Here is a 25,090-nt window from a genome sequence, read left to right on the forward strand (position 1 = left end):
GGTGTTAAGATCCAATCTTGATTACTGAGGCGTCCTGATGTTCGTTACTACTTGCAACAATGAAAAGCTCAGGCAAGGTCGTGTGATCTTGTCTGAGCTTTTTTTGCCATTGCTGGTGTTAGTAAAATCAGATTGTTCATATTTTGGTCAAGTGACTTAAAATATGGTAATGTAATGATAGTATACAGTTATAATAGATGAAGAGGTCAATTATTAGTCTGGATTCTTGATCGTTAAAAGCAATCATATCAAGATACTGATTAAGTTGATTACTTTAAGTTGAGAAGGGAACGGCTGAGTATGTATTATTTTGTTGGCACCGGCTTAGGTTTAAAACTAACGGGTATTGAAAAGGCACAATTGAATCGGTTAGCGTTGTTTGAAGCGGCGGGTTATCAAGCTAAGTGTGTCTATGTAACTTATAATCCACGATTGCATGAACACGCAGCACGTTTTGGCGCTCAAGGAAAATGTTTTAGCTTGTATGACTTCTTTCAAGGCACCATGCCTGGGACGGTCACCAAGATTAATCACGATTGGCTGCATTATTGGCAAAAAATCTGTCAATTTCAAGTGATCAAGGTCGCTAATACGACAGATGTACGTGTATTAGATGCCAATGGTCAATATCTCATGTATGCTCATTTCGTGGCATCTGACTTACAACAACTAGATTATATTAATTATTTCGATCAACACGGCGTTAAGATTCGACGCGAATTTTATGATAATCGGGGCTTTCTAAGCCGAACAAGCTTTTTGGTTAAACACCAGGAAGTGCACACCGAAGTTTATTACGATTTACAAGGGCGAGTTAAGCTTATTAAACAGTATGATATCACCCAGCCAGAACCACGGTTACGGCTAATTACATTGAAGAACTATCAGCAACGGGACTTCTTTTTTGATTCTGAGCAAGCTTTACAAACGTTCTTTTTTGATGAATTAGCAACGGCCGATGATGTTTATTTCTGTGATCGCAACCGGCAAACAGCAGCGGCTCTCAGTAAGACGCGTCCCGCTGTGCGTGTGTGTTCGGTATTGCACAGTACTCATCTGCGAATCGGCGAAGACGTTGTGACGGGCCAGTTAAAATCTGTTTATCGCTATGTCTTAGCTCATCCGGATTTATTTGCCCGCATCATTGTATCGACTGAGCACCAAAAACGGGATTTATTGAAACGTTATGATCACTTACCACCAGTTGACGTGATTCCAGTTGGTTTTACGACTGAACGGCCGGTCAAGAGTGATGGTCGAGATTCACACCGAATTATTAGTGTAGCCCGCTATTCACCAGAAAAGCAGTTACTACATCAATTGGAAGTCGTTCGCCGGTTAGTTGGTGAATTTCCTGATATTACGTTACATTTGTTTGGCCATGGTCAAAAGATTGAAACGCAGATGCGCCAATTTATCACTACCCATCACTTGGAGCGTAACATTTTCATTCGCGGTTTCTTACCAGATTTGGCGCAGGAATATCAGCAAGCTAGTCTTGCTTTGATGACAAGTGTGGAAGAGGGATTCTCATTGGCTACGATGGAAGCTGAAAGTTACGGTGTTCCGGTCATTGGGTATCAGATTGCATACGGTCCCGAGGATATTATTGAAGATGGTGTTAACGGTTACTTAGTGACCCCCAATGACATTGATGAACTCACAATGAAAGTTCGTGATTATTTACAGCATCCTGAACAGCAGGCGAAGTTTAGTGCCAATGCTTATCGTTCTGCAGAGCGGTATAATAAACAGACAATTATTAAAAAGTGGCAACATTTATTGGCAGCGCTTTGAGCTACCAATAAGATATACGTTAAGCCAAGAGCGTCTAACTAGTGTTTTTGAACTAGTTAGACGCTCTTTAGAATGATTATTAATAAAGTAATAAGATCAATACAAGTTGTACGCCGACATTGATCATAAGATGTAGTCGGGTCCGACCAAATGATTGCTGGCTAAACCAAACGGCAATCGTGATGAGAATGGCGAGGATGGTCTGCCACGTTAAAGGTTGTAAAAAAATGGCAATTACGAGCAGGAGCCCAGTGACAGCGGAAATCAACTGATTAATTTGACGTTGGTGACTGAAGCTCGGAACGTACAGAAAGACGTAACTAGCTAGCATCGGGGTCAATTTCCAAAGAAACGTTGTTGATAGGTAATTATTTTGTAAATCAAAGACAGCAACTGGAATCGTGAACGTCATAATGACGCTAAAAACAACTAAGCCAAAGTAGTTTTGCATCCCGAAGCGGGGAACCGCCATGATTAGCAGCCAGGCGCTACACGTTAGTAGTAAATATAATAGTTCGGATTCTTTGGCAATAATATTTGTAAAAGCGAAAGCAACCGTAATACCGATTGCAATCAAACTCCACTGGGGGGCGATACGCCGGTCTAGAATAATGAAGACTGCTGCCGAAACAGCTAGTGTATAGCCAATCAGTGGTAATTGGGATGCTGAAAACGTTGCTGTCTGGAACGAACGCCCGTAATCAAGGGCGGCCCACCAGCTGATGATGCTTTGGACGATGGCGAAAATGATTAATGCCACGTAATCGCGTTTAATATGTAATTTTCCGATTCGAATCATATTGTCAACACTCTCTAATTAGGATAATGCTTTAATCGTACCGGTCGGGGGGGCCGTCGTCAATATTTTCACGGAATTCTTTAAAAAAAATGGTGATTGTGATAACCTTATATAGTTATGAGCCGTTCCCGAAAGGATAAGTTATGTCTGTTCAATTAGAATGGATCGGACTTAGATGCCTTGTAACCGAAATTATCAAGGGGGAATTTATTGTGAGTGAAAGACACTTATTTACATCTGAATCTGTCTCTGAAGGTCATCCTGATAAGATTGCTGACCAAATCAGTGACGCTATCCTGGACGCCATGTTGGCACAGGATCCACAAGCACGGGTAGCTGTTGAAACTTCAGTAACTACTGGGTTAGTGCTGGTCTTCGGTGAAGTCTCGACCAAGGCCTATGTTGATATTCAAAAGGTCGTGCGTGACACGATCAAGTCGATTGGCTATGTTGATGGTCAATACGGCTTTGACGGTGACAACTGCGCCGTCCTCGTTTCATTGGATGAACAATCACCAGATATTGCGCAAGGGGTCGATGATTCCTTAGAGACGCGTACGGGTGATGCTGACCCATTAGATCAAATTGGTGCCGGTGATCAAGGCATGATGTTTGGCTATGCCATTAACGAAACACCTGAATTGATGCCATTACCAATCGCGTTGAGCCATCGCTTAATGCGTAAAATTGCAGCACTGCGGAAAGATGGGACCATTAAATGGTTACGTCCGGATGCCAAGGCCCAAGTTACCGTTGAATACGATGAAGCTAACCAGCCACAACGGATTGATACCGTGGTTCTATCGACACAGCACGATCCTGACGTTGACTTAGATACGATTCGGCAAACAGTCATTGAACAAGTGATTAAAGCTGTGTTACCAGCTGATTTGTTAGATGACCAAACCAAGTACTTGGTTAATCCTACGGGCCGGTTCGTCATCGGTGGCCCTCAAGGGGATGCTGGTTTGACCGGTCGGAAAGTTATCGTTGATACTTATGGTGGTTTTGCTCATCATGGTGGCGGTGCTTTCTCTGGAAAGGATGCCACCAAGGTGGACCGTTCTGCTAGTTACGCGGCACGCTATATTGCCAAAAACGTGGTGGCAGCTGGGCTGGCCGATCAAGTTGAAGTGCAACTGGCTTATGCCATCGGTGTTGCCGAACCTGTTTCAATTGCAGTTGATACTGTTGGAACGGGTAAAGTTAGTGATGAAGCGTTAATTGACGCCATTCGTCAGAACTTTGATTTACGCCCAGCAGGGATTATCGAGATGTTGGATTTGCAACGACCGATTTACCGGCAAACCGCGGCTTATGGTCACTTTGGTCGGACTGATATTGACTTGCCATGGGAACATACTGATAAGGTTGATGCCTTAAAAGTAGCATTTGAATAATCCGGTAATGTTAAGTCATTACGGTCTGTAGGTACTCGACGCTAAAAGCGACCTTGTTTTCAAGGGCGCTTTTTTTGCGGACTGTTTTAATTCGATTAAGTTTTGTAATCGTAAAAGAGAAGGAGAATTGGTAAAATGCAACAACGGAAAACTAACGTCATCGCTGTCACGATTGCAATCTACGTCGCTACGTTTATGAGTGCAATCGAAGGAACCATTGTATCGACGGCACTACCGACGATCGTTGGCGATCTACACGGGGTCTCATTGATGAACTGGGTCTTTTCAATCTACCTGTTAACCAATGCGATGATGACACCGATTTACGGAAAACTCACAGATTTGGTGGGTCGTAAACCCGTGATGCAAGCTGGCTTAATTATCTTTATTGTCGGGTCAATGATGAGTGGCCTTTCTAATTCCATGCCCGTACTTATTTTTTGGCGGGCGATTCAAGGAATTGGTGCCGGGGCCCTGATGCCGGTCTCGATGACAATCATTGCCGATATTTATTCGTTTGAGCGGCGCGCTAAAGTACTTGGTTTCAATAGTTCAGCGTGGGGGATCGCGTCAGTGTTGGCACCCTTAATTGGGGGGTTGATCGTTGACAAACTCAGCTGGCATTGGATTTTCTTCATTAATGTACCGGTCGGCCTAATTACTTTGTTCTTGTTCCAATTCTATTTGCGGGAACCCAAACGGCACAATCATGTTAAGGTCGACTATCTCGGTAGTCTCTGGTTAATGCTCTTTTTACTCTGTTTGATGTTGAGTTTTCAATTGCTAGGTAACGCGACAATTAGTTGGTTAGCGGTTGGGTTGTCTTGGCTTATCAGTGCGCTGAGTTTGTGGCTATTTATTCGTCGGGAAAGTCGTACGGATGAACCAGTCATCTCAATGGATCTGTTTAAGAATCACACGTTCATTATTCAAAATGCGGTGGCTGCACTAGTTAGTGGCTTTTTGATGGCCGTAGAAGTGTATATCCCCACCTGGACGCAGGGGATTCTAGGAGTGCCAGCTTCCTTAGCCGGCTTTGCGGTCACGCCTAGCTCATTAATGTGGATTGTTGGTTCATTTGTGACTGGTCGCTTATTAGCTAAGTGGGCACCACGACGTATCTTGTATTTAAGCTTGTCATTTATCTTAGTGACGAGTATTTGCTTGGCATGGTTGCCAGTATCGACACCGTTCCTATGGTTCTTCTTGATTACTGCCATTGGGGGCATCGGGTTTGGTATTACGATTACTGCCACGACGGTCACGTCCCAACACTTAGTACCAGCAGAAAATGTTGGGGTTGCAACGTCATTTAACACGTTGAGCCGAACAATTGGTCAGACGTTGATGATTTCAATTTTTGGGATTGCCCTGAATGTTGGGATGAACCAAGGAATTCAGCACCATGCTGGGACAAACATGGCGATGATGAATAAGTTAATCAACCCGCAGACAGCGACTGAATTGCCGAGTCGGTTATTACCAACGTTACATCGTATTCTGTACACTGGGCTTCACTGGGTCTATTTGATTGGACTAGCGCTAGTTATTTTAGCATTTGTTGTGAATAGTTTGGACCGGGGAGCGCAAAAAACAGCGGCTCAGCATGCGGCTGATTTGAATCAACATTAGTGATGTCAAAATTAATAGATTTATTGTTAGTAGCGGTTATGGATCAGTGCAAATTTGATGGTCTTATAAAATAATTTTAAAAAAGTAAAATATTTTTTCTGGAAAGTAGTATAAATAAAATTTAAGTCATTTAACGAGTGTTATGGGGTTTGGGAACCCTGTAGCACTCGTTTTCATTAATATTATTTATGTTGTAAAAGTCTGATTAGCTTGAATAGGAAAAGCATAACAAGATTGACGGTGTCAACTATTGGCAAACGCATTTAATCATAGTATTATTAACGTACAACCTAACGATTAACGGTGTATACCAATAACACGCTATATGGATAGTTTGTATCATATATGAACGGGCTTGATTAGGTTAGAGAAGGAAGGCAAAACCATGAAATTTCTGAGACATAAATCTTTTAGAGGAGATCCCAACGTCCACTACAAGATGTTCAAAGTTGGCCGTACCTGGGTATTTACGGCCATGGCATCGTTTGTATTGACTAGTGCTCCCCAGTTGATGGCGCATGCAGATACGGCCTCAGCGGATACTAGTAGTAGTGACGCAACGAGTAGTGCGACAAGTAGTGCGAGTTCGGGGACGGATGCGGTTGCCTCGGCAGCAGCGAGTGCGGCGGCACTGGCTGCTTCAACGGCAAGTAGTACCTCTAGTGTGAGCGCAACAAGCACGAGTAGTACGGTAGCTTCGTCATCTTCTTCCAGTGAAACTGATAATAGTAGCAATTCCGATGCCAATTCATCAAACGAAACTGATAATAGCAGTAATTCCGATACCGGTTCGTCAAGTGTAACGAGTACAACTAGTGCGACGACAACGTCAAGCACAGCAAGTAGTAGCGCTAGCAAGACGACTAGTTCTTCGAGTGATAGCGCTAGTTCAAGTAGTGATAGTGCAACATCTGCTAGCTCAAGCACTGCTGATGACGCTAGTGCTAGTTCAGCAAGCAGTTCGACAAGCAGTACGGATAGTGCGGCCACAAGTAGTAGTTCAAATGCGGCTGATTCGACAAGTACGACTACGACGGCCAGCAGTGTTGCTGCGGCAACTAGCACGACTAATAGTGTAAAGGCTGCTGCTGAAACGGCCGGAATTACGGCATATTCAGCATCTTCAGCGAGTTCAAACACCGATAGTACGGCTGCTAATGCGGCTTCATCATCGGCTTCATTAGCAGATTCATACGCGACACTTGCCAGCAGTTATGCTAGTTTGGTCACCAACCTAACGACGCAGGCTGCAGTCAGTGCCGCACAAAGTGCCTACCAAGAAGCCTTAAATGCGGCTGATTTGGCCCGGCATTATAATAGTATTGCAAATATGTACTTAGATGCATTAGATAATCATGTTGGTTCAGCCATTGAAAATACACTAGCTTATGCGGATGCTAATAATTTAGCAAGTAGCGCCGCCTCTGCAGCTAGTTCATATGCAGCGTTGGCCTCAACGGCGACTTCAACAGCCAGCAGTGCTGCTACCCAAGGTTTAGTTAGTTTAGCAAGTAGCAATTATTCCGCCGCCTCAAGTGCGGCATCTTCTGCCACGGTAGCAGCTAGCTCAGCAGCTGAAGCAGCCAATAGTGCTTATTTGGCAATGCAGTATGATAAAGGCAATACGGCCGTTTCGTCAGCGTATACGGCTGCTTCTAGTGCAGCTGTAGTTGCTTCGACCGCTGCTTCCAATGCAGTTGCGGCCGCCGCAGTAGCCTCATCTGCTTACTTATCAACAAGTAGCAATGCAACTAATAATGACTATGAAGCGACCAGCACCGCATATGCGGCCGTTTCGTCAGCCGCAAATGATGCTGCTAATAACTACGCAACAGGGAGTACCGCCGCAAGTACAGCAACTTCGGCAGCTAGCTTTGCAAACAGCACGGCTATTAGTGATTTAGCTAGTGCAGCCTCATCTAGTGCAAACGTTGCTAACACGGCTAAGAGTACGGCTTCAAGTGCGGCCAGTGTCGCTGCAAATCAGAGCGGGACACAGGCAGCGGTTTATGCTTCTAGTGCGGCTACGGCCGCCAGTTCTGCTTCCTCAGCTTATGCGGTTGCCAGTTCGGCCGCTGTTGCTGCCGTTAGTGCTAGTGACCCTGGTACGGCTGATTCATATGCGCGGGTCGCACAATCAGCTTCATCATTAGCTGCTAGCTATGCTTCAACGGCGCTTTCCAACGCAACGTTGGCAGCTAAGTTTTCTACTAATGTTAGTGGACAACAGGTGGCAAGTTCTAATGCAACATTAACAACAGCGACTAGTACGGAAAGTGTGTCAGTCGGTGATACGATCACGATTACTAACACGCTTAAGAATAGTACGACTTTCTATGGCACTCCAACTTATACTTGGTATATGTCGACTGATGGTAGTAGTTGGACGACTATTGCAGGGGCCAACTCTGCAACATATTCCGTAACTACTACAACCGCAGGGACTTATTATTATCAAGCAGTCGCAACAGGAACTACGGGTGTATTGGGAACAGGAACGTACCGGGCTGCTGGTAATGTAATCACAGTTGTGGTAACTAATCCGGAAGGAAATTATTCCGACATTGCAAGTAGTTATGCTAGTCAAGCGAATAGTGCCGCATCAGTAGCCGCGTCACAAGCGGCCGCAGCAAGTAGTGCCATTGCGGCTGCTAGTTCTTCGGCCAACTTGACGGGTTCATTGGCAAGTGCTGATATGACCAACGCCAACGCATCATATAGCGCAGCTAGTTCGTACGCTTCTGTGGCATCAGGAGCAGCAAGTATAGCGGCCGATGCTAGCTCTAGTGCGGCTTCTTACGAGGCCAAGGGCGCATATATGAGTGCTAGTTTTTGGGCAGCAACTGCTGCTAGCTATGCAAACATAGTGTCCGTGTATGCTAGCTCGGCAAGTAGTGCAGCATCTGATGCGATGGATAGCTTAAATCAAGCTTTGTCGAATGCAGTTGATGAAGATGGTGGCGATTCTGCTGCTGATTACTTGGCCTCCAGTTATGCAACGTTGGCCTCATCGTCGGCAAATGTGGCGGGTGATCAAGCATCATTAGCGGCATCCTATGCTGCTAATGCCGCTAACGCCTATAATGTTGCTGGATCATCATTTAACACTAGCGCAACTAGTAGCTATAATGCGGCCGCTAGTTCTGCAGCTTTTGCTGCCAGTTCGTATGCGGCAGCGGCTAGTGATGCGGCAAGCTTAGCTGCTTCGTACGCAACTGATGGTAACTATACGTCTGCTGCATTGCAACAGCGATATGCGGCGCTACGGTTGTCATATGCAACTGATGAACTGGTTGCCGCTTCAAGTGCCGCCAGCGCTATTACGCAAACGGTAGTGGAAGCACAATCGAGCTATTATAATTCTATCGCGACGGCGGCATCAAGCGCCGCAGCAGTGGCATCATCGGCAGCAGCAGCGGCTTCCAGTGTTGCCAATTCACTAACTACAAAGTATGCTTCTAACACAACCTTGGGTGCTTCATATGTGGCTCAGACCAATAGTTATGCAACGACAACGATGGGGGCCGCTGCGGCGGCATCATCGGCTGCTGCAATGGCTGCACAATATACCAGTCAGGCTTCTTCGGCAGTTGTAGCTGGTGATTACGCAGCGGCAAGCTCATATGTAACTAATGCTTCGGCAGCCGCTAGTGAAGCAGCTTCATATGCAACTTTGGCGACTACGAATGCTTCTTATGGCACTTCTGCTGCAAGTGCAGCGACAAATTATTCGAACAATACTAATTCATATAAGAGTACGAATACAGGCGATGCACTTACCATTCTTGGAATTGTTATTTCAGGTGGAATGAAGACCCAACCAGCGGCGGTGACATCAACCGTTTCCGGTGGGACTTTCACGTTATCTGCATCATCAGCGCTTGGACTTGGCGGCGTGGCCATTTCTTCAAGTACAACTTGGTATGTTCAAGTTAACGGGACTTGGCGTTCGTTGGACTGGGCTGTATCAAATAATGTGATTGATTCTTATACGACTAGTGGCAACGCAGGGTTCTTGTCTACTAGCAGTTCACTGACAGTGGTTGTTAAAGGTAGTTACACTGGATCGTTATTGTTCCAAGCAGTTCAAAGCTATTCATGGGATCTGTTAGGAATAGTTACGCCGTATACCTTTGCAAGTAACTTAGCTGAAGTTGATGTTTATAACAGTAATATTCCAGCAACTGATATTGACATTTCAGGTGATGATTACATTGTTAATCCAACCAACAGCTCCAGTAGTTCCAATGATAAAGTCACCAGTCAGTTTACATCAACAACTAATCCAGGAAATGCGACTGGAACCATCAGTTGGACGACTAGTGATTCAAGTATTGCAACCATTGATGATTCTGGACTTTTGACAGTTGTTGCCAATGGAACAGTTACGATTACGGTTACAATTACTAATGCGGATGGAACGAGTTATTCATCATCGAAGACGATTACAATTGGTAGTGGACTTGATGATAAGACGATTGATGCTGGTAGTGATCTGACATGGGTTCCAGATGGCTCAACTACTGGTACTGGAAACGTAACTTATCAATGGTACTACTCAAAAACTGCGACTGGTGATGGGGTCGCGCTGAGTGGACAAAATGGTGCGACACTTAATTTATCCAATCTAACGGTTGGTCAATCTGGCTACTATTATTTGCTTATCACTGGTACTAATACCACGAACGGTACGACAACGACTTCAACTGTGACGTTAGGTCGCGCTTATCTGACAGTTAATGCTGTTTCAACTGAAGCAGCAGATTCTGCAGCAAGTGAAGCTGCAAATTATGCTGATCAGGCAACTTCATACGGTTCGATTGCTAGTTCGTACGCGAATATCGCAAATGAATATTCGGATAAAAATTCAACTGCTAGTTCATATGCGGAACAAGCAACTGCTGCGGCTTCTGATGCACAATCTGCAGCTACAGCAGCTTCAACGGCAGCTTCTAACGCTGCTACTGCACAGTCAACTGCGGATTCTGCTGAAGCAGCCGGAGATAATTCCGCTGCGTCAAGTTATGCGGAAGAAGCTAAGAAGAAAGCTTCTGAGGCATCTGAAGCTAAGAAGAAAGCTTCTAGCGCGGCTGAAGATGCTGGCTATTATGCGGACTTAGCTGCCAATGTTATCGAAGATGATTCAGATAGCGATGACAGTGATTCGGACTCCGACAGTGACTCTGATTCGGATAGTGATTCCGATTCCGACAGCGATTCGGATAGCGATAGTGACTCCGACAGCGACTCTGACTCTGACAGCGATTCTGACTCTGACAGTGATTCCGATTCAGACAGCGATTCGGATAGCGACAGTGATTCTGACTCCGACAGCGACTCCGACTCTGACAGTGATTCCGATTCCGACAGTGATTCAGATTCGGATAGTGATTCCGACTCCGACAGCGATTCGGATAGCGACAGTGATTCGGATTCAGACAGTGACTCCGATTCAGACAGTGATTCGGACTCTGACAGCGACTCAGATTCTGATAGTGATTCCGATTCTGACAGCGATTCAGACTCCGACAGCGATTCGGATAGCGACAGCGACTCGGACTCAGACAGTGATTCCGATTCTGACAGTGACTCTGATTCGGATAGTGATTCGGACTCAGACAGTGACTCGGACTCTGACAGTGACTCAGATTCCGACAGCGATTCAGACTCAGACAGTGATTCCGATTCCGATAGTGACAGCGACTCTGACTCTGACAGCGATTCTGACTCTGACAGCGACTCAGATAGCGACAGTGACTCAGATTCCGACAGCGATTCAGATAGCGACAGTGATTCCGATTCTGATAGTGATTCCGATTCTGACAGCGATTCGGACTCCGACAGCGATTCGGATAGCGACAGCGATTCGGATTCCGATAGTGACTCCGATTCCGACAGTGACTCGGACTCCGACAGTGACTCCGATTCCGACAGTGACTCGGACTCCGATAGTGATTCCGATTCTGACAGCGATTCTGATTCGGATAGTGACTCGGACTCCGACAGTGACTCCGATTCAGACAGCGATTCAGACTCCGACAGTGATTCCGATTCCGACAGTGATTCTGACTCCGATAGTGACAGTGACTCGGACTCTGATAGTGATTCCGATTCTGACAGTGATTCGGACTCGGACAGTGATTCGGACTCTGATAGTGATTCCGATTCTGACAGCGATTCGGATAGCGACAGTGATTCTGACTCCGATAGTGATTCAGATAGCGATAGTGACTCCGACTCTGACAGTGATTCCGACTCCGACAGTGATTCAGATAGCGATAGTGACTCCGACTCTGACAGTGATTCCGACTCCGACAGTGATTCTGACTCCGATAGTGATTCAGGTAGCGATAGTGACTCCGACTCTGACAGTGATTCCGACTCCGACAGCGATTCAGATAGTGACAGCGACTCTGACTCGGACAGCGATTCTGATTCCGATAGTGATTCCGACTCTGATAGTGACTCAGATAGCGACAGCGACTCAGATTCCGACAGCGATTCTGACTCTGACAGTGATTCTGATTCCGACAGCGATTCGGATAGCGACAGCGATTCCGATTCCGACAGCGATTCGGATAGCGACAGCGATTCAGACTCCGACAGCGACTCGGATAGCGACAGTGATTCCGACTCAGACAGTGACTCGGATTCCGACAGCGACTCGGATAGCGACAGTGATTCCGACTCAGACAGTGACTCGGATTCCGACAGTGACTCAGATTCGGATAGTGATTCCGACTCTGACAGTGACTCAGATTCTGACAGCGATTCCGACTCAGACAGTGACTCAGATTCTGACAGCGATTCCGACTCAGACAGTGACTCAGATTCTGACAGCGATTCCGACTCAGACAGTGACTCAGATTCTGACAGCGATTCCGACTCTGACAGCGATTCAGATAGCGACAGTGATTCGGACTCCGACAGTGACTCCGATTCCGACAGTGATTCTGATTCCGACAGCGATTCGGATAGCGACAGTGATTCAGATTCGGATAGTGATTCAGACTCTGACAGCGATTCGGATAGCGACAGTGATTCGGATTCAGACAGTGACTCCGATTCAGACAGTGATTCAGACTCCGACAGCGATTCGGATTCAGACAGCGACAGCGATTCAGACTCAGACAGTGATTCAGATAGCGACAGCGACTCCGACTCCGACAGCGATTCGGATAGCGACAGCGACTCAGATTCAGACAGCGATTCAGACTCAGACAGTGATTCCGATTCAGACAGTGACTCGGACTCAGACAGTGACTCGGACTCAGACAGTGACTCGGACTCAGACAGTGACTCAGATTCCGACAGCGATTCCGACTCCGACAGCGATTCAGATTCAGACAGCGATTCCGATTCTGACAGTGATTCAGATAGCGACAGCGACTCAGACTCCGACAGTGATTCAGACTCCGACAGTGACTCGGATAGCGACAGTGACTCCGATTCCGATAGTGATTCGGACTCTGACAGCGACTCAGATAGCGACAGTGACTCGGATAGCGACAGTGACTCCGATTCAGACAGTGATTCAGACTCCGACAGTGATTCAGATAGCGACAGCGACTCGGACTCCGACAGTGACTCGGATTCAGACAGTGACTCAGATAGCGACAGCGATTCGGACTCCGACAGTGATTCGGACTCTGACAGCGACTCAGATTCAGACAGCGATTCGGATAGCGACAGCGACTCAGATAGCGACAGTGATTCAGATTCAGACAGCGATTCAGACTCCGACAGTGATTCGGACTCTGACAGTGACTCGGATTCCGACAGCGATTCGGATTCCGACAGCGATTCAGACTCCGACAGTGATTCCGATTCAGATAGTGATTCGGACTCCGACAGTGATTCCGATTCTGACAGTGATTCAGATAGCGACAGCGACTCCGACAGTGACTCAGATTCTGACAGCGATTCGGATAGCGACAGTGACTCCGATTCTGACAGTGATTCGGACTCCGATAGTGATTCAGATAGCGACAGCGACTCTGACTCTGACAGCGATTCTGATTCCGATAGTGATTCGGACTCCGACTCTGATAGTGACTCAGATAGCGACAGCGACTCCGATTCCGACAGCGATTCGGATAGCGACAGCGACTCCGATTCTGATAGTGATTCCGATTCTGACAGCGATTCGGACTCCGACAGCGATTCGGATAGCGACAGCGATTCGGATTCCGATAGTGACTCCGATTCCGACAGTGACTCGGACTCCGACAGTGACTCAGACTCGGATAGCGACAGCGATTCAGATAGCGACAGCGACTCAGACTCCGACAGTGATTCCGATAGCGACAGCGATTCCGACTCTGACAGTGACTCAGACTCCGATAGTGATTCCGATAGCGACAGCGATTCCGACAGCGACTCCGACAGTGACTCAGATTCTGACAGTGATTCGGACTCCGACAGTGATTCCGATTCCGACAGTGACTCAGATTCTGACAGCGATTCGGATAGCGACAGTGACTCCGATTCTGACAGTGATTCGGACTCCGATAGTGATTCAGACAGCGACTCTGACTCTGACAGCGATTCGGATTCCGACAGCGATTCAGACTCCGACAGTGATTCCGATTCTGACAGTGATTCCGATTCTGACAGTGATTCGGACTCCGACAGTGACTCCGATTCCGACAGTGACTCAGATTCTGACAGCGATTCGGATAGCGACAGTGACTCCGATTCTGATAGTGATTCAGATAGCGACAGTGACTCGGACTCCGACAGTGACTCCGATTCTGACAGTGACTCGGACTCGGACAGCGATTCCGACAGTGACTCTGATTCTGACAGTGATTCGGACTCCGACAGCGATTCCGACAGTGACTCCGACTCTGACAGTGATTCCGATTCCGACAGTGACTCCGACTCGGACAGCGATTCAGACTCGGACAGCGATTCGGATAGCGACAGCGATTCGGATTCCGATAGTGACTCCGATTCCGACAGTGACTCGGACTCCGACAGCGATTCCGATAGCGACAGTGACTCCGATTCCGATAGTGACTCCGACTCTGACAGCGATTCGGACTCCGACAGCGATTCAGATAGCGACAGTGACTCGGACTCGGACAGCGATTCGGATAGCGACAGCGATTCGGATTCCGATAGTGACTCGGACTCCGACAGCGATTCCGACAGTGACTCCGATTCTGACAGTGATTCGGACTCCGACAGTGACTCAGATAGCGATAGTGATTCCGACTCTGACAGTGATTCAGATAGCGACAGTGACTCGGATTCAGACAGCGACTCGGATTCAGACAGCGATTCAGACTCTGACAGCGACTCGGATAGCGACAGTGATTCGGACTCCGACAGTGACTCGGATTCCGACAGCGATTCAGACTCAGACAGTGACTCAGATTCTGACAGTGACTCAGATTCTGACAGCGATTCAGACTCCGACAGTGATTCGGATTCTGACAGCGATTCCGACTCTGACAGCGATTCAGATAGCGACAGTGATTCCGATTCAGACAGCGACTCCGATTCCGATAGTGATTCAGATAGCGACAGTGATTCGGACTCCGATAGTGATTCCGATTCAGACAGTGATTCGGACTCCGACAGCGACTCAGATAGCGACAGCGATTCGGACTCCGACAGTGATTCCGATTCAGACAGCGACAGCGACTCAGACTCCGACAGTGATTCCGATTCAGACAGCGATTCGGACTCCGACAGCGACTCCGACTCTGACAGCGATTCAGATAGCGACAGTGACTCAGATTCCGACAGCGACTCAGATTCGGACTCTGACAGTGACTCAGATTCTGACAGCGATTCAGACTCCGACAGTGATTCGGATTCTGACAGTGATTCCGATTCAGACAGTGATTCAGATAGCGATTCGGACTCCGACAGTGACTCAGATAGCGACAGTGATTCCGACTCCGACAGCGATTCTGATAGCGACAGTGACTCAGATAGCGACAGCGATTCGGACTCCGACAGTGATTCTGATAGCGACAGCGACTCGGATTCCGACAGCGATTCCGACTCTGACAGCGATTCGGATAGCGACAGTGACTCCGATTCTGACAGTGATTCAGATTCGGATAGTGATTCCGACTCTGACAGCGATTCGGATAGCGACAGTGATTCAGATTCGGATAGTGATTCCGACTCTGACAGCGATTCGGATAGCGACAGTGATTCAGATTCGGATAGTGATTCGGACTCTGACAGCGATTCGGATAGCGACAGTGATTCAGATTCGGATAGTGATTCGGACTCTGACAGCGATTCGGATAGCGACAGTGACTCAGATTCCGACAGTGATTCGGATAGCGACAGTGACTCAGATTCAGACAGTGATTCGGACTCTGACAGCGACTCAGATAGCGACAGTGACTCAGATTCAGACAGCGATTCTGACTCCGACAGTGACTCGGATAGCGACAGTGACTCCGATTCAGACAGTGATTCAGATTCGGATAGTGATTCCGACTCCGACAGTGACTCAGATTCCGATAGTGATTCGGATAGCGACAGTGATTCCGACTCCGACAGTGATTCGGATAGCGACAGCGACTCAGATTCCGACAGTGATTCCGACTCCGACAGTGACTCCGATTCAGACAGTGACTCGGATAGCGATAGTGACTCTGACTCCGACAGCGATTCGGACTCCGACAGTGACTCCGATTCTGACAGCGATTCGGACTCCGACAGTGACTCGGATTCCGACAGTGATTCAGATAGCGACAGTGATTCAGATTCGGATAGCGACAGCGACTCCGATTCCGACAGTGATTCGGACTCCGACAGTGACTCGGATAGCGATAGTGACTCTGACTCCGACAGCGATTCGGACTCCGACAGTGACTCCGATTCCGACAGCGATTCGGATTCCGACAGTGACTCCGACTCGGACAGCGACAGCGATTCGGATTCTGACAGCGATTCGGACTCTGACAGTGATTCGGATAGCGACAGCGATTCAGACTCAGACAGTGACTCGGATAGCGACAGTGACTCCGATTCCGACAGTGATTCGGATAGCGACAGCGATTCAGACTCCGACAGTGATTCAGATTCCGATAGTGATTCAGATAGCGACAGTGACTCCGATTCTGACAGTGACTCGGATTCCGACAGTGACTCAGACTCCGACAGTGATTCCGACTCCGACAGCGACTCAGATAGCGACAGCGATTCGGACTCCGACAGTGATTCCGACTCAGACAGCGATTCCGACTCAGACAGCGATTCCGATTCTGACAGCGATTCGGACTCCGACAGTGACTCGGATAGCGATAGTGATTCGGACTCCGACAGTGACTCGGATAGCGACAGCGATTCCGACTCCGATAGCGACTCAGATTCCGACAGTGATTCGGACTCCGACAGCGATTCAGACTCCGACAGTGATTCTGATAGCGACAGCGACTCGGACTCCGACTCCGACAGTGACTCTGATTCCGACAGTGATTCGGACTCCGACAGTGATTCGGACTCCGACAGCGACTCGGATTCCGACAGCGATTCAGACTCTGACAGCGACTCAGATAGCGACAGCGATTCAGACTCCGACAGTGATTCTGATAGCGACAGCGACTCGGACTCCGACAGCGATTCTGATAGCGACAGCGACTCGGACTCCGACAGTGACTCGGACTCCGACAGCGATTCGGACAGCGACAGTGACTCAGACTCCGACAGTGATTCGGATTCCGATAGTGATTCAGATAGCGACAGTGACTCCGATTCTGACAGTGACTCGGATTCCGACAGTGATTCGGACTCCGACAGCGATTCGGATAGCGACAGTGACTCAGATTCCGACAGTGATTCGGATTCTGACAGTGACTCGGATAGCGACAGCGATTCCGACTCTGACAGCGACTCAGACAGTGACTCAGATTCAGACTCAGACAGCGACTCAGATAGCGACAGCGATTCCGACTCAGACAGTGACTCAGATTCCGACAGCGATTCCGACTCAGACAGTGATTCTGATTCTGACAGCGATTCGGACTCCGATAGTGATTCAGATAGCGACAGTGACTCGGATAGCGACAGCGATTCAGACTCCGATAGTGATTCAGATAGCGATAGTGACTCCGACTCTGACAGCGATTCGGATAGCGACTTCGACAGCGACTCAAACTCCGATAGTGACTCAGATTCGGATAGTGATTCCGACTCTGACAGCGATTCAGATACTACTACTGATTCTGATTCAAATAGTGGCAGTGGTTCAGGGAGTGACAGCAATTCTAACGGGAATTCTGGTGGCACCACTGGATCTACTGGAAATGGCTCGAGCAATACTGGGTCAACCGGATCAACTGGTTCTGGTAGCGCGACGGCATCAACAGGAGCAGCTTCTGGAACGGCAGGTACAGGTTCGACCACTACTGCTTCAGGGACAACTAGCTTGAGTTCAACTGCAGCTACTAGTGGTATCTCGGCAACTGCTGCGACATTGGCAGTAGCAACTCCTGCAAGTGACGGAGCAGCTACAACAGCAGGGACTACAGCAACATCGGTAGTTTACGCAGCTGCTAATGCTCAGAATGTGGATACGGGTTCGAGTGAAACCTCTGATCACACTGATTCAGATTCAAAGGACAAAGATGATTCTGATAAGGATAAGAAGTCAACTGATGCCGATAGTACGAATGATAAGATTAATTCAAGTAATACTGATGAGAATGGTAAGACTGCATCTGATACAAGCAATAATGCTGGAACAATTTTCGGTGGCTTGTTGACTGCAATCGCAGCTGCCGGACTTGGTGGTTGGTTCTTCTTGTTTGGTCGGCGTCGTAAAGATGATGACGAAGATGAGGAAAATCAGAAATAGTCACATTTAAAAGCCTATTTGATAGCCATTGCTAACGATATACGGTGTAAAATGAAATAAGGCTATTAACCAGAACGGGCGTAAAGCCCGTTTTGGCGTACATAAAAGAAAATTGAAAGAGGTAAGACTGATATGCAAAAATCTACTGTTACTAAGCTCAAACAGGCGCTGATTGAGACGGGAAATTTAAAGGATTATGGTACGGATACAGTTACGTTGGTACTTTCTGTATCAGATCATCGACATCGTGCGGAAGTGAAATTTTATCGTTATAATTCCTTCAAGCAAGCTTGGGTAGTAGTTGCACAGCAATTGGCCAAGACACCTCAGGAGAGTTGGGTTCGGGTTGAGGCCGTACAATCAACCCAGAAGTTACCACATGAAGTCTTTGAAAAGAGGCTTGCAGCAACTTTTCGAATGAATTATTGGCGTTACGGAATTAGCTTTGATGCAGAGTTTAAAACGGCCTTGTTAGAGATGGAAAGTAATGGACAAGCATTCTTCCGTCCAAGCAAGGAACATCGAATTGGTAAAAACCGTTCGGGTTCTTGGGTTGACTATGATCGAGTGGAGCCATATCTTAACAAGCGTGAAGGAGAGTTGACAGTTGACATCCGACACACAGCCAGTGTTTGGGTTTTTACAACCGCTGGTGTGTTCACTGATGGTCAGCAAATCTGGAACCTGTCTGAGCAAGAGGATTGTGGCAAAGGAATTCGGGTAGTGACTAACATACAGAGCGAACTGCAAGAAGTTATTGAACATGGTGAAACTTTCTTGCTCAATCAGTTAAAGGAGAACGGAAAATTTGTCTATGGCTATTTTCCGGCTCGTCAAAGAGTTCTTAGTAACTACAACGTTGTGCGGCACTTTTCGTCGTTATATGCATTGTTGGAAGCCATTCAGTTTACAAAACGAACTAAAGATTTTGAAAAAGTTAAGTCAGCGATTCAATGGGGCTTGGAAAATGCAACGATTGAAAAAGAGGGTGCCATCTTTTTAAATGATAATGGCGAATTAAAGCTAGGTGGACAGGCGCTATTGATGCTTACGTTGAGTAAATATCAAGATGTGACTAAAGATGAGACTTTCATGCCGATATTGATGAAGGCGTTCAAGGGTGTACCATTCTTCCGCGAATCATCAGGAAAGTTAGTCCATGTTTTGAATCCGGATTTGACACTTAAAGCAGCCTATCGAATCATCTATTATGAAGGTGAAGTAGCCTTTGCGCTTTCACGGCTGTACGAGTTGACCCATGATGAAAACGTTATGAATTTGGTTAAACAGATCTTAGATTACATGGTTGCGAATGACTACGGTAAATATCATGATCACTGGATTTCTTATGCGATTAATGAAGCATTGTTAGTATTCCCGAATAATCGGGATTACATGAAACTTGGTTTGAAGAACGTCTTCATTCATTTGAAATTTATCGAGGATCGTGACACAACATACCCGACGCTATTAGAACTGGTCGACGCAGCAGTTAAAATGACCGATATGATTAAACGTTCAGGTAACGAAGATTTAATGGCACCATATGACTTGGTACGTTTGCGGCAAGTATTACGGTATCGCGCGCTATATGAAATTACGACGGGGAGTTTTCTGCCAGAAATTGCAATGTACCTTTATAATCCACAAAAGTTTATTGGTGGTTTTTATGCGCGACACGATAGTTTCCGGACACGGATTGATGACTGCGAACACTTCCTATCAGGTTTAATCAACTACTATAACTACACGTATCGACAAGCATAATAATGAATGTCTGAAAGGGTGACTGTATGTTTTACTTTATTAATGAATATATTCTTGGGAAGAACTCAAGTGTTGAGCACGCGGCAATTAAACGCGTGAAATTATTTAACCACCACAAGGTGCCAGCCCAAATTGTCACGAAGATGTACGACCGCTTGCTACACCAGACAATGGGGACCTTCAAACTGGTGGATCAACAAGTATTGAACATGTTTGATTATTTTCAACAAACGACAACCGTACCAGCTAAAGTACTGCACACGGAAGATTTACAACTACCTGATGAATACGCTGTTGAAGTCGGGGCTAACTTTAGTAAGGTCTTCAACGGTGATGACCTTGTCAGCAATGTCGGGTTCATTCCTGGCACAATTGGGCAAGTCTTTTATCAAGAATTTTTCGATAATCAAGGAAATTTGTCCGCGACCGATTTATGGGACTGGCGGGGCTTTAAGTCGAGCACCCAGTATTTTGGTCAGAATGGCAAATTAACCATGGAGCGCTACTACAACTTGCAAGGTCAGACGGTAATGGAGCAATATTATGTACCCGATACCAACGGCAACCCATTGGCATCGCGATTGATTTTAAAAGATTATCACGGTCAAGCAGAGCGCTTCTTCCAAGATGCTAATCACTTATTCCGATTCTTCTTGGCAGAGCTGAGCCATCAGGACAAGCAAACGACAACCTTCATTAGTGATCGTCCTGGTACAGGGGTGACACCGCTATTGGAACTTCAAGATGATTCGCATAAATACGTGATGGTGCCAATCTATCATGCTAAGGACGTCAATGATCCGGTTCATTCAGCACTGGATGGCTTTTTAACACCGGCTTTCGATAATTTACAGCATTTTGATGGCTTCATTACGGCTACCGAAAGCCAGGCGCAACATCTACGGACCCGTTTTTCGAAAGCGAATGTCACGGTATTACCGACCGTAACAACTAGTCCGCTAGCGCATAGTGAGTTACAGCCAGTGGTCAAGCGGCCAAAAGAATTGTTATACGTGGGTCGGATTGCACCTGATCGCCAGCTTGATCAGATGATTCGAGTGATTGCTTTGGTTAAACAACAGCTGAAAGAAATCCAATGCGACTTTTATGGTTATGGGGATCCTGAATATATCAAGACCTTGATTAAGTTGATTGAAGAATTGAAATTAACTGATAATGTGCACTTATTGGACTACCATCCAGATTTGGAAACACGTTACAATGACTACCAGTTATTACTGAATACGGATATTGTTGATGGGGGCCCTATGAGCATGCCGGAAGCAATGAGTCATGGTATTCCGGTTATTAGTTACCGCTTTAATTATGGCCCTAAAGATTGGATTGATGATGGGCACGATGGGTTCATTATTGATCCTGGTAATCAATTAGCCATGCGCGACCGGATCATCGAGTTAATGACGGATACGAAGAAACTAACGGCGTTTAGTGAAGCGGCTTTTAAGAAGTTGCATACCTCCCAGACCGAGTTAAAAGTTTGGCACCGTTGGCAACAATTATTGGGTATTAAGTAGGAGGGCGCAGCGATGTATTATTTCTTAAATGACAACATGCAATTTTCAAAATCAGGGATTGAACAGGCCGAAATCAATCGGCTGACCTTATTCAAAAAGCACCACGTAGCGGCTAAGATTGTCACGCGCGTGTTTGCAATGAACCTACACGATGTTCTTGATGGGGCTAAAATTGCTGATGCTGATTTTGTTAACTTATTTGATTTCTTTAGTGGGAGCCAATCCGTTAAACGACAGGCGTTTAATTTAGCGGATTTTGAAGTGCCAGCTGATGCCATCAAAACGCGGAAGGACAATCAAGTTCAAGTTGTGGAACGCGGTAAGTTAATCATGATTATTTACTTGCGGGCTGGAACTGACACGGTCAGTAACGTCCAATACTTTGATGTCAACGGCCGGACACTCAAAATGAGCTGGTGGGATACGCGCGGTTTCAAATGTTTGGAACAATTATTCGATTGGGATGGCAAAATTGCGCAGGAAGCTTACTTTGGTCCCGATGGTTTAGTCCATGTCGAAAAGTTGCACTTATTGAATCATGCGGGGCAAGAACGCGTGACTTGGCGGGTTCTCAACTATAATGATCAAAATCATACTTTTAATGGCATGAATGAATTAACGCGGTTCTTTTATGACGAACTGAACCAGTTGACTGAAGCACCCAATGTCTTCATTTGCGATCGGACGGTGGAATGTGCCTGGGGATTGTTCAATATGACGACGCCAGCCAAGAAAGTCTTGCATTTGCATAATAATCATGTCAGTGATGCTAAGGATATTCTTCACTCGACACTTAATAATAACTACGCTAACGCGTTGAATAATTGGCAAGCTTGGGATGCCGTAATTTCAGCGACACCGGAACAAAGCAAGGATGTTGAAGCGCGTTTTGGCAAGTCTATTCCAGCCTTTACAATTCCGGTAGGCTATGTGGATGATGCCACCCTTAAAGCTAAACCCGTTGATTTTGCACGTCGCCAGAAGGACTTAGTTGTCCAAGTGGCCCGCTTGGCACCAGAAAAGCAACAGAACCATTCAATTGAAGCGTTCGTAGAAGTTCATAAGCAATTTCCTGACGCCAAGTTGGAATTATGGGGCTATGCTAATGGTGATATTGAGAAACAATTGCATGCTCAAGTAGCGGCAGCACATTTGGAAGATGTCGTGTTATTCAAAGGTTATACAACGGATGTCAATGCGGTTTACAATCGTGCCCAATTAGGATTATTGCCAAGCCGGGCGGAAGGATTCTCACTGATGCTCTTGGAAGCTCAGGCCCATGGATTACCAATGGTTGCTAATGATGTTAAGTATGGACCGAGTGATATTATTCAGAATCACAAAAGTGGGGTCCTAACGACGGATGGTGACGTCAAGCAATTGACGAACACCATTATTGATCTATTAAAGAATCAAGCGCAACTAGCGTCCTTCAGTGCGCAGGCTTACGAGAATGCGAAGCGCTATTCAGAAGAGGCTGTTTTCAAGCAATGGCAGACCTTGTTAGACTATTTCAAACCGACTAAGGTAATGGCGTAAATCGAGTTAGTGGCTAGGGAGGGCAAATAATGTTAATGATTATGACCATTTATGGGACAGTGAAGATGTTTACCCGGATGATCGTGTACTGTGGCATCGGTGGCCTTGTCCTAATTGTTCGTCACCATAATCGTAAGAAGCGGCGTAAAGAGATGGATGAGGGAACTAAGCGGATTATGCGCAATACCCCTAAAGATGAAAACGGCAAATATCCGTGGGAAAAGTAGTGTTCAATTGTTTTTTAAGCTAAACATCTAATTAAAAAGGTCTGTCAGACGAAAATAATCGTTTGGCAGACCTTTTGGGTTGATTTGTCGTTAAGACGTAAACATATTAACGTTTCTGAATCGCCAATAAATACGGCGGCACATGAACTTGATTAATAAATTGATATTGTAAGACTTGAAATTGATGTTGGTCTAAATTCGTGGCGTAATCTAGCACCGCTTGGGCTTCCGTCGCACCACCGGGATGACCGGCATAAACCAGTAGGATGATTAGACCGTTTGTGACGAGGCGTTCCTGAATCGCCTTTACAGCCGTTAACGTCGTCGTTGGTTTCGTAATAATTTGTTTATCACCACCAGGTAGGTAGCCCAGGTTAAAGACGGCACACTTGATGGGTTGATCAGTGGCAATCTTATCTGCGAGGTGTTCATGGCCCATTTGCCATAAGGTGACCTGATGGCTGAGCGCCGCTTTATCTAAGGCACTCGTTGTAGCTTTGATGGCCGCTGGTTGAATGTCGAACCCATCGACGTGACCAGTGGTACCGACCAACTTGGCGAGGTAGACGGTATCATGACCATTGCCAACTGTCGCGTCAATCACATGATCACCGGGATTGACGACTTGATTCATTAGCGCGTGGCTATAAGCTAATGCCGAACTGAGTTGAATGAGTGTTACCCCCTTGTTGAATTCATGAATTAAGACCGTCGTCGAAGCGGCCCATGCCGATAATGTGTACTAAAACGCACACTTATATATAGTAAAACACTTCCTAACAAAAGGCCACCGATTGTATCACTCGGATAGTGGACGCCCACGACAACGCGACTGATCATCATTAAGAAAATCGCGGTTACGCCGAGCGCAGTGAGCCAACCAGTCAAGGCATTGCGATGCCAATAGTCAAAGGCGAGCACTAGCAAACTACCGATAAGCACGGTCGTTGTCGTTGAGTGCCCACTTGGGTAACTATACCCACCTATTTGGACAAGCCGCCAAGCAGTTGGTCGTGGCCGCATAATGACCTGCTTGATGAGATAATTGCCATAACCCGCAATGACCCAAGTATTGATCCAAAAGAAGAGTGCACCACGCGGATTATGGCCCAGCCAGAGTGCCAGGCCAATAATCAATGTGATGATTGTGATGGTGTGGGGATTGCCGAACTGGGTGTAAGCAACCATCGCGTGTTGAAACCACTGGGGACTGTGATGCCAAAAATTAGCAACCGTGGTGTCAAAGTGCGTCAACCAAGGTGCTCGTTGCCACACCGCGGCCGTCCAGCCTAGCCACACAATAAAAATAAGTAAGATGAGACTGTCCGAACGTTGCCAAGTTCGTTGCTTCAATACAGATTCCTCCGATAAATAATTTATTGCAACCATTATAGCATTTTTTATGATGTCGCCGTTTGTCGACTAATGATAAAATTTGTCGCCGACGGGGCGTGGCCTCTTGAAAAAAGTGTGGTGGTTTGCTACTATAAAAACAATAACTTTACGACTCTGAGAAGGAATAGTAGTGGTTGGTGTTTTACAGAAACTCCGTGGTAGTTGCAAAC

Annotated in this window: 11 protein-coding genes, 1 riboswitch and 1 other annotated feature (1 of these 13 only partly in view); of the genes, 8 read left to right on the top strand and 3 right to left on the bottom strand. The window is 46.6% G+C overall.

What is annotated here, in order from left to right:
- The first annotated feature begins 300 nt into the window (after window positions 1-300).
- Window positions 301-1,797, top strand: a complete 1,497-nt coding sequence (locus LP667_RS05335) for a glycosyltransferase (RefSeq protein ID WP_056988372.1) — start codon at window positions 301-303, stop codon at window positions 1,795-1,797.
- A gap of 79 nt (window positions 1,798-1,876) precedes the next feature.
- On the opposite strand, the gene LP667_RS05340 is transcribed toward LP667_RS05335, so the two are convergent.
- Window positions 1,877-2,596, bottom strand: coding sequence for a hypothetical protein (locus LP667_RS05340; protein WP_021731291.1), 720 nt, complete (start codon window positions 2,594-2,596; stop codon window positions 1,877-1,879).
- 110 nt (window positions 2,597-2,706) lie between these two features.
- Window positions 2,707-2,811: riboswitch (SMK box riboswitch) on the top strand.
- On the opposite strand from LP667_RS05340, the gene metK reads away from it, so the two are divergent.
- The 7 genes from metK to LP667_RS05375 all read left to right on the top strand — a co-directional run bounded on the left by metK (window position 2,809) and on the right by LP667_RS05375 (window position 23,525).
- Window positions 2,809-3,996, top strand: coding sequence for a methionine adenosyltransferase (gene metK / locus LP667_RS05345; protein ID WP_021731292.1), 1,188 nt, complete (start codon window positions 2,809-2,811; stop codon window positions 3,994-3,996). (Overlaps the previous riboswitch by 3 nt.)
- Before the next feature lie 135 nt (window positions 3,997-4,131).
- Window positions 4,132-5,628: an MDR family MFS transporter gene (locus LP667_RS05350; RefSeq protein WP_021731293.1), complete on the top strand. Its 1,497-nt coding sequence runs from the start codon at window positions 4,132-4,134 to the stop codon at window positions 5,626-5,628.
- Between the two features lie 385 nt (window positions 5,629-6,013).
- Entirely contained in the window at window positions 6,014-18,457 is a 12,444-nt protein-coding gene (locus tag LP667_RS05355) for a KxYKxGKxW signal peptide domain-containing protein (RefSeq protein WP_121018926.1), read from the top strand.
- Window positions 18,458-18,589: 132 nt separating this feature from the next.
- The gene (locus LP667_RS05360; protein ID WP_021731298.1) at window positions 18,590-20,224 is read left to right on the top strand and encodes a hypothetical protein; all 1,635 of its coding nucleotides are present in this window, start codon (window positions 18,590-18,592) and stop codon (window positions 20,222-20,224) included.
- A 26-nt stretch (window positions 20,225-20,250) separates the two neighbouring features.
- Entirely contained in the window at window positions 20,251-21,759 is a 1,509-nt protein-coding gene (asp1, locus tag LP667_RS05365) for an accessory Sec system glycosyltransferase Asp1 (RefSeq protein WP_021731299.1), read from the top strand.
- A gap of 12 nt (window positions 21,760-21,771) precedes the next feature.
- The gene (locus LP667_RS05370; RefSeq protein WP_021731300.1) at window positions 21,772-23,298 is read left to right on the top strand and encodes a glycosyltransferase family 4 protein; all 1,527 of its coding nucleotides are present in this window, start codon (window positions 21,772-21,774) and stop codon (window positions 23,296-23,298) included.
- 29 nt (window positions 23,299-23,327) lie between these two features.
- A complete protein-coding gene (locus LP667_RS05375) occupies window positions 23,328-23,525 on the top strand; it encodes a hypothetical protein (RefSeq protein WP_021731301.1) in 198 nt (65 codons plus the stop codon).
- A gap of 106 nt (window positions 23,526-23,631) precedes the next feature.
- Here the strand turns inward: LP667_RS05375 and mnmM are convergent, their stop codons facing one another.
- Both mnmM and LP667_RS05385 read right to left on the bottom strand, forming a co-directional pair.
- A complete protein-coding gene (gene mnmM, locus LP667_RS05380) occupies window positions 23,632-24,198 on the bottom strand; it encodes a tRNA 5-(aminomethyl)-2-thiouridylate-methyltransferase MnmM (protein WP_033609426.1) in 567 nt (188 codons plus the stop codon).
- A 29-nt stretch (window positions 24,199-24,227) separates the two neighbouring features.
- Window positions 24,228-24,914, bottom strand: coding sequence for a phosphatase PAP2 family protein (locus tag LP667_RS05385; protein ID WP_050584263.1), 687 nt, complete (start codon window positions 24,912-24,914; stop codon window positions 24,228-24,230).
- A 111-nt stretch (window positions 24,915-25,025) separates the two neighbouring features.
- Window positions 25,026-25,090 (top strand) — a binding site (T-box leader); it runs 146 nt beyond the window's last position.

The sequence above is a fragment of the Lactiplantibacillus paraplantarum genome, from assembly GCF_003641145.1.
Classification (GTDB): domain Bacteria; phylum Bacillota; class Bacilli; order Lactobacillales; family Lactobacillaceae; genus Lactiplantibacillus; species Lactiplantibacillus paraplantarum.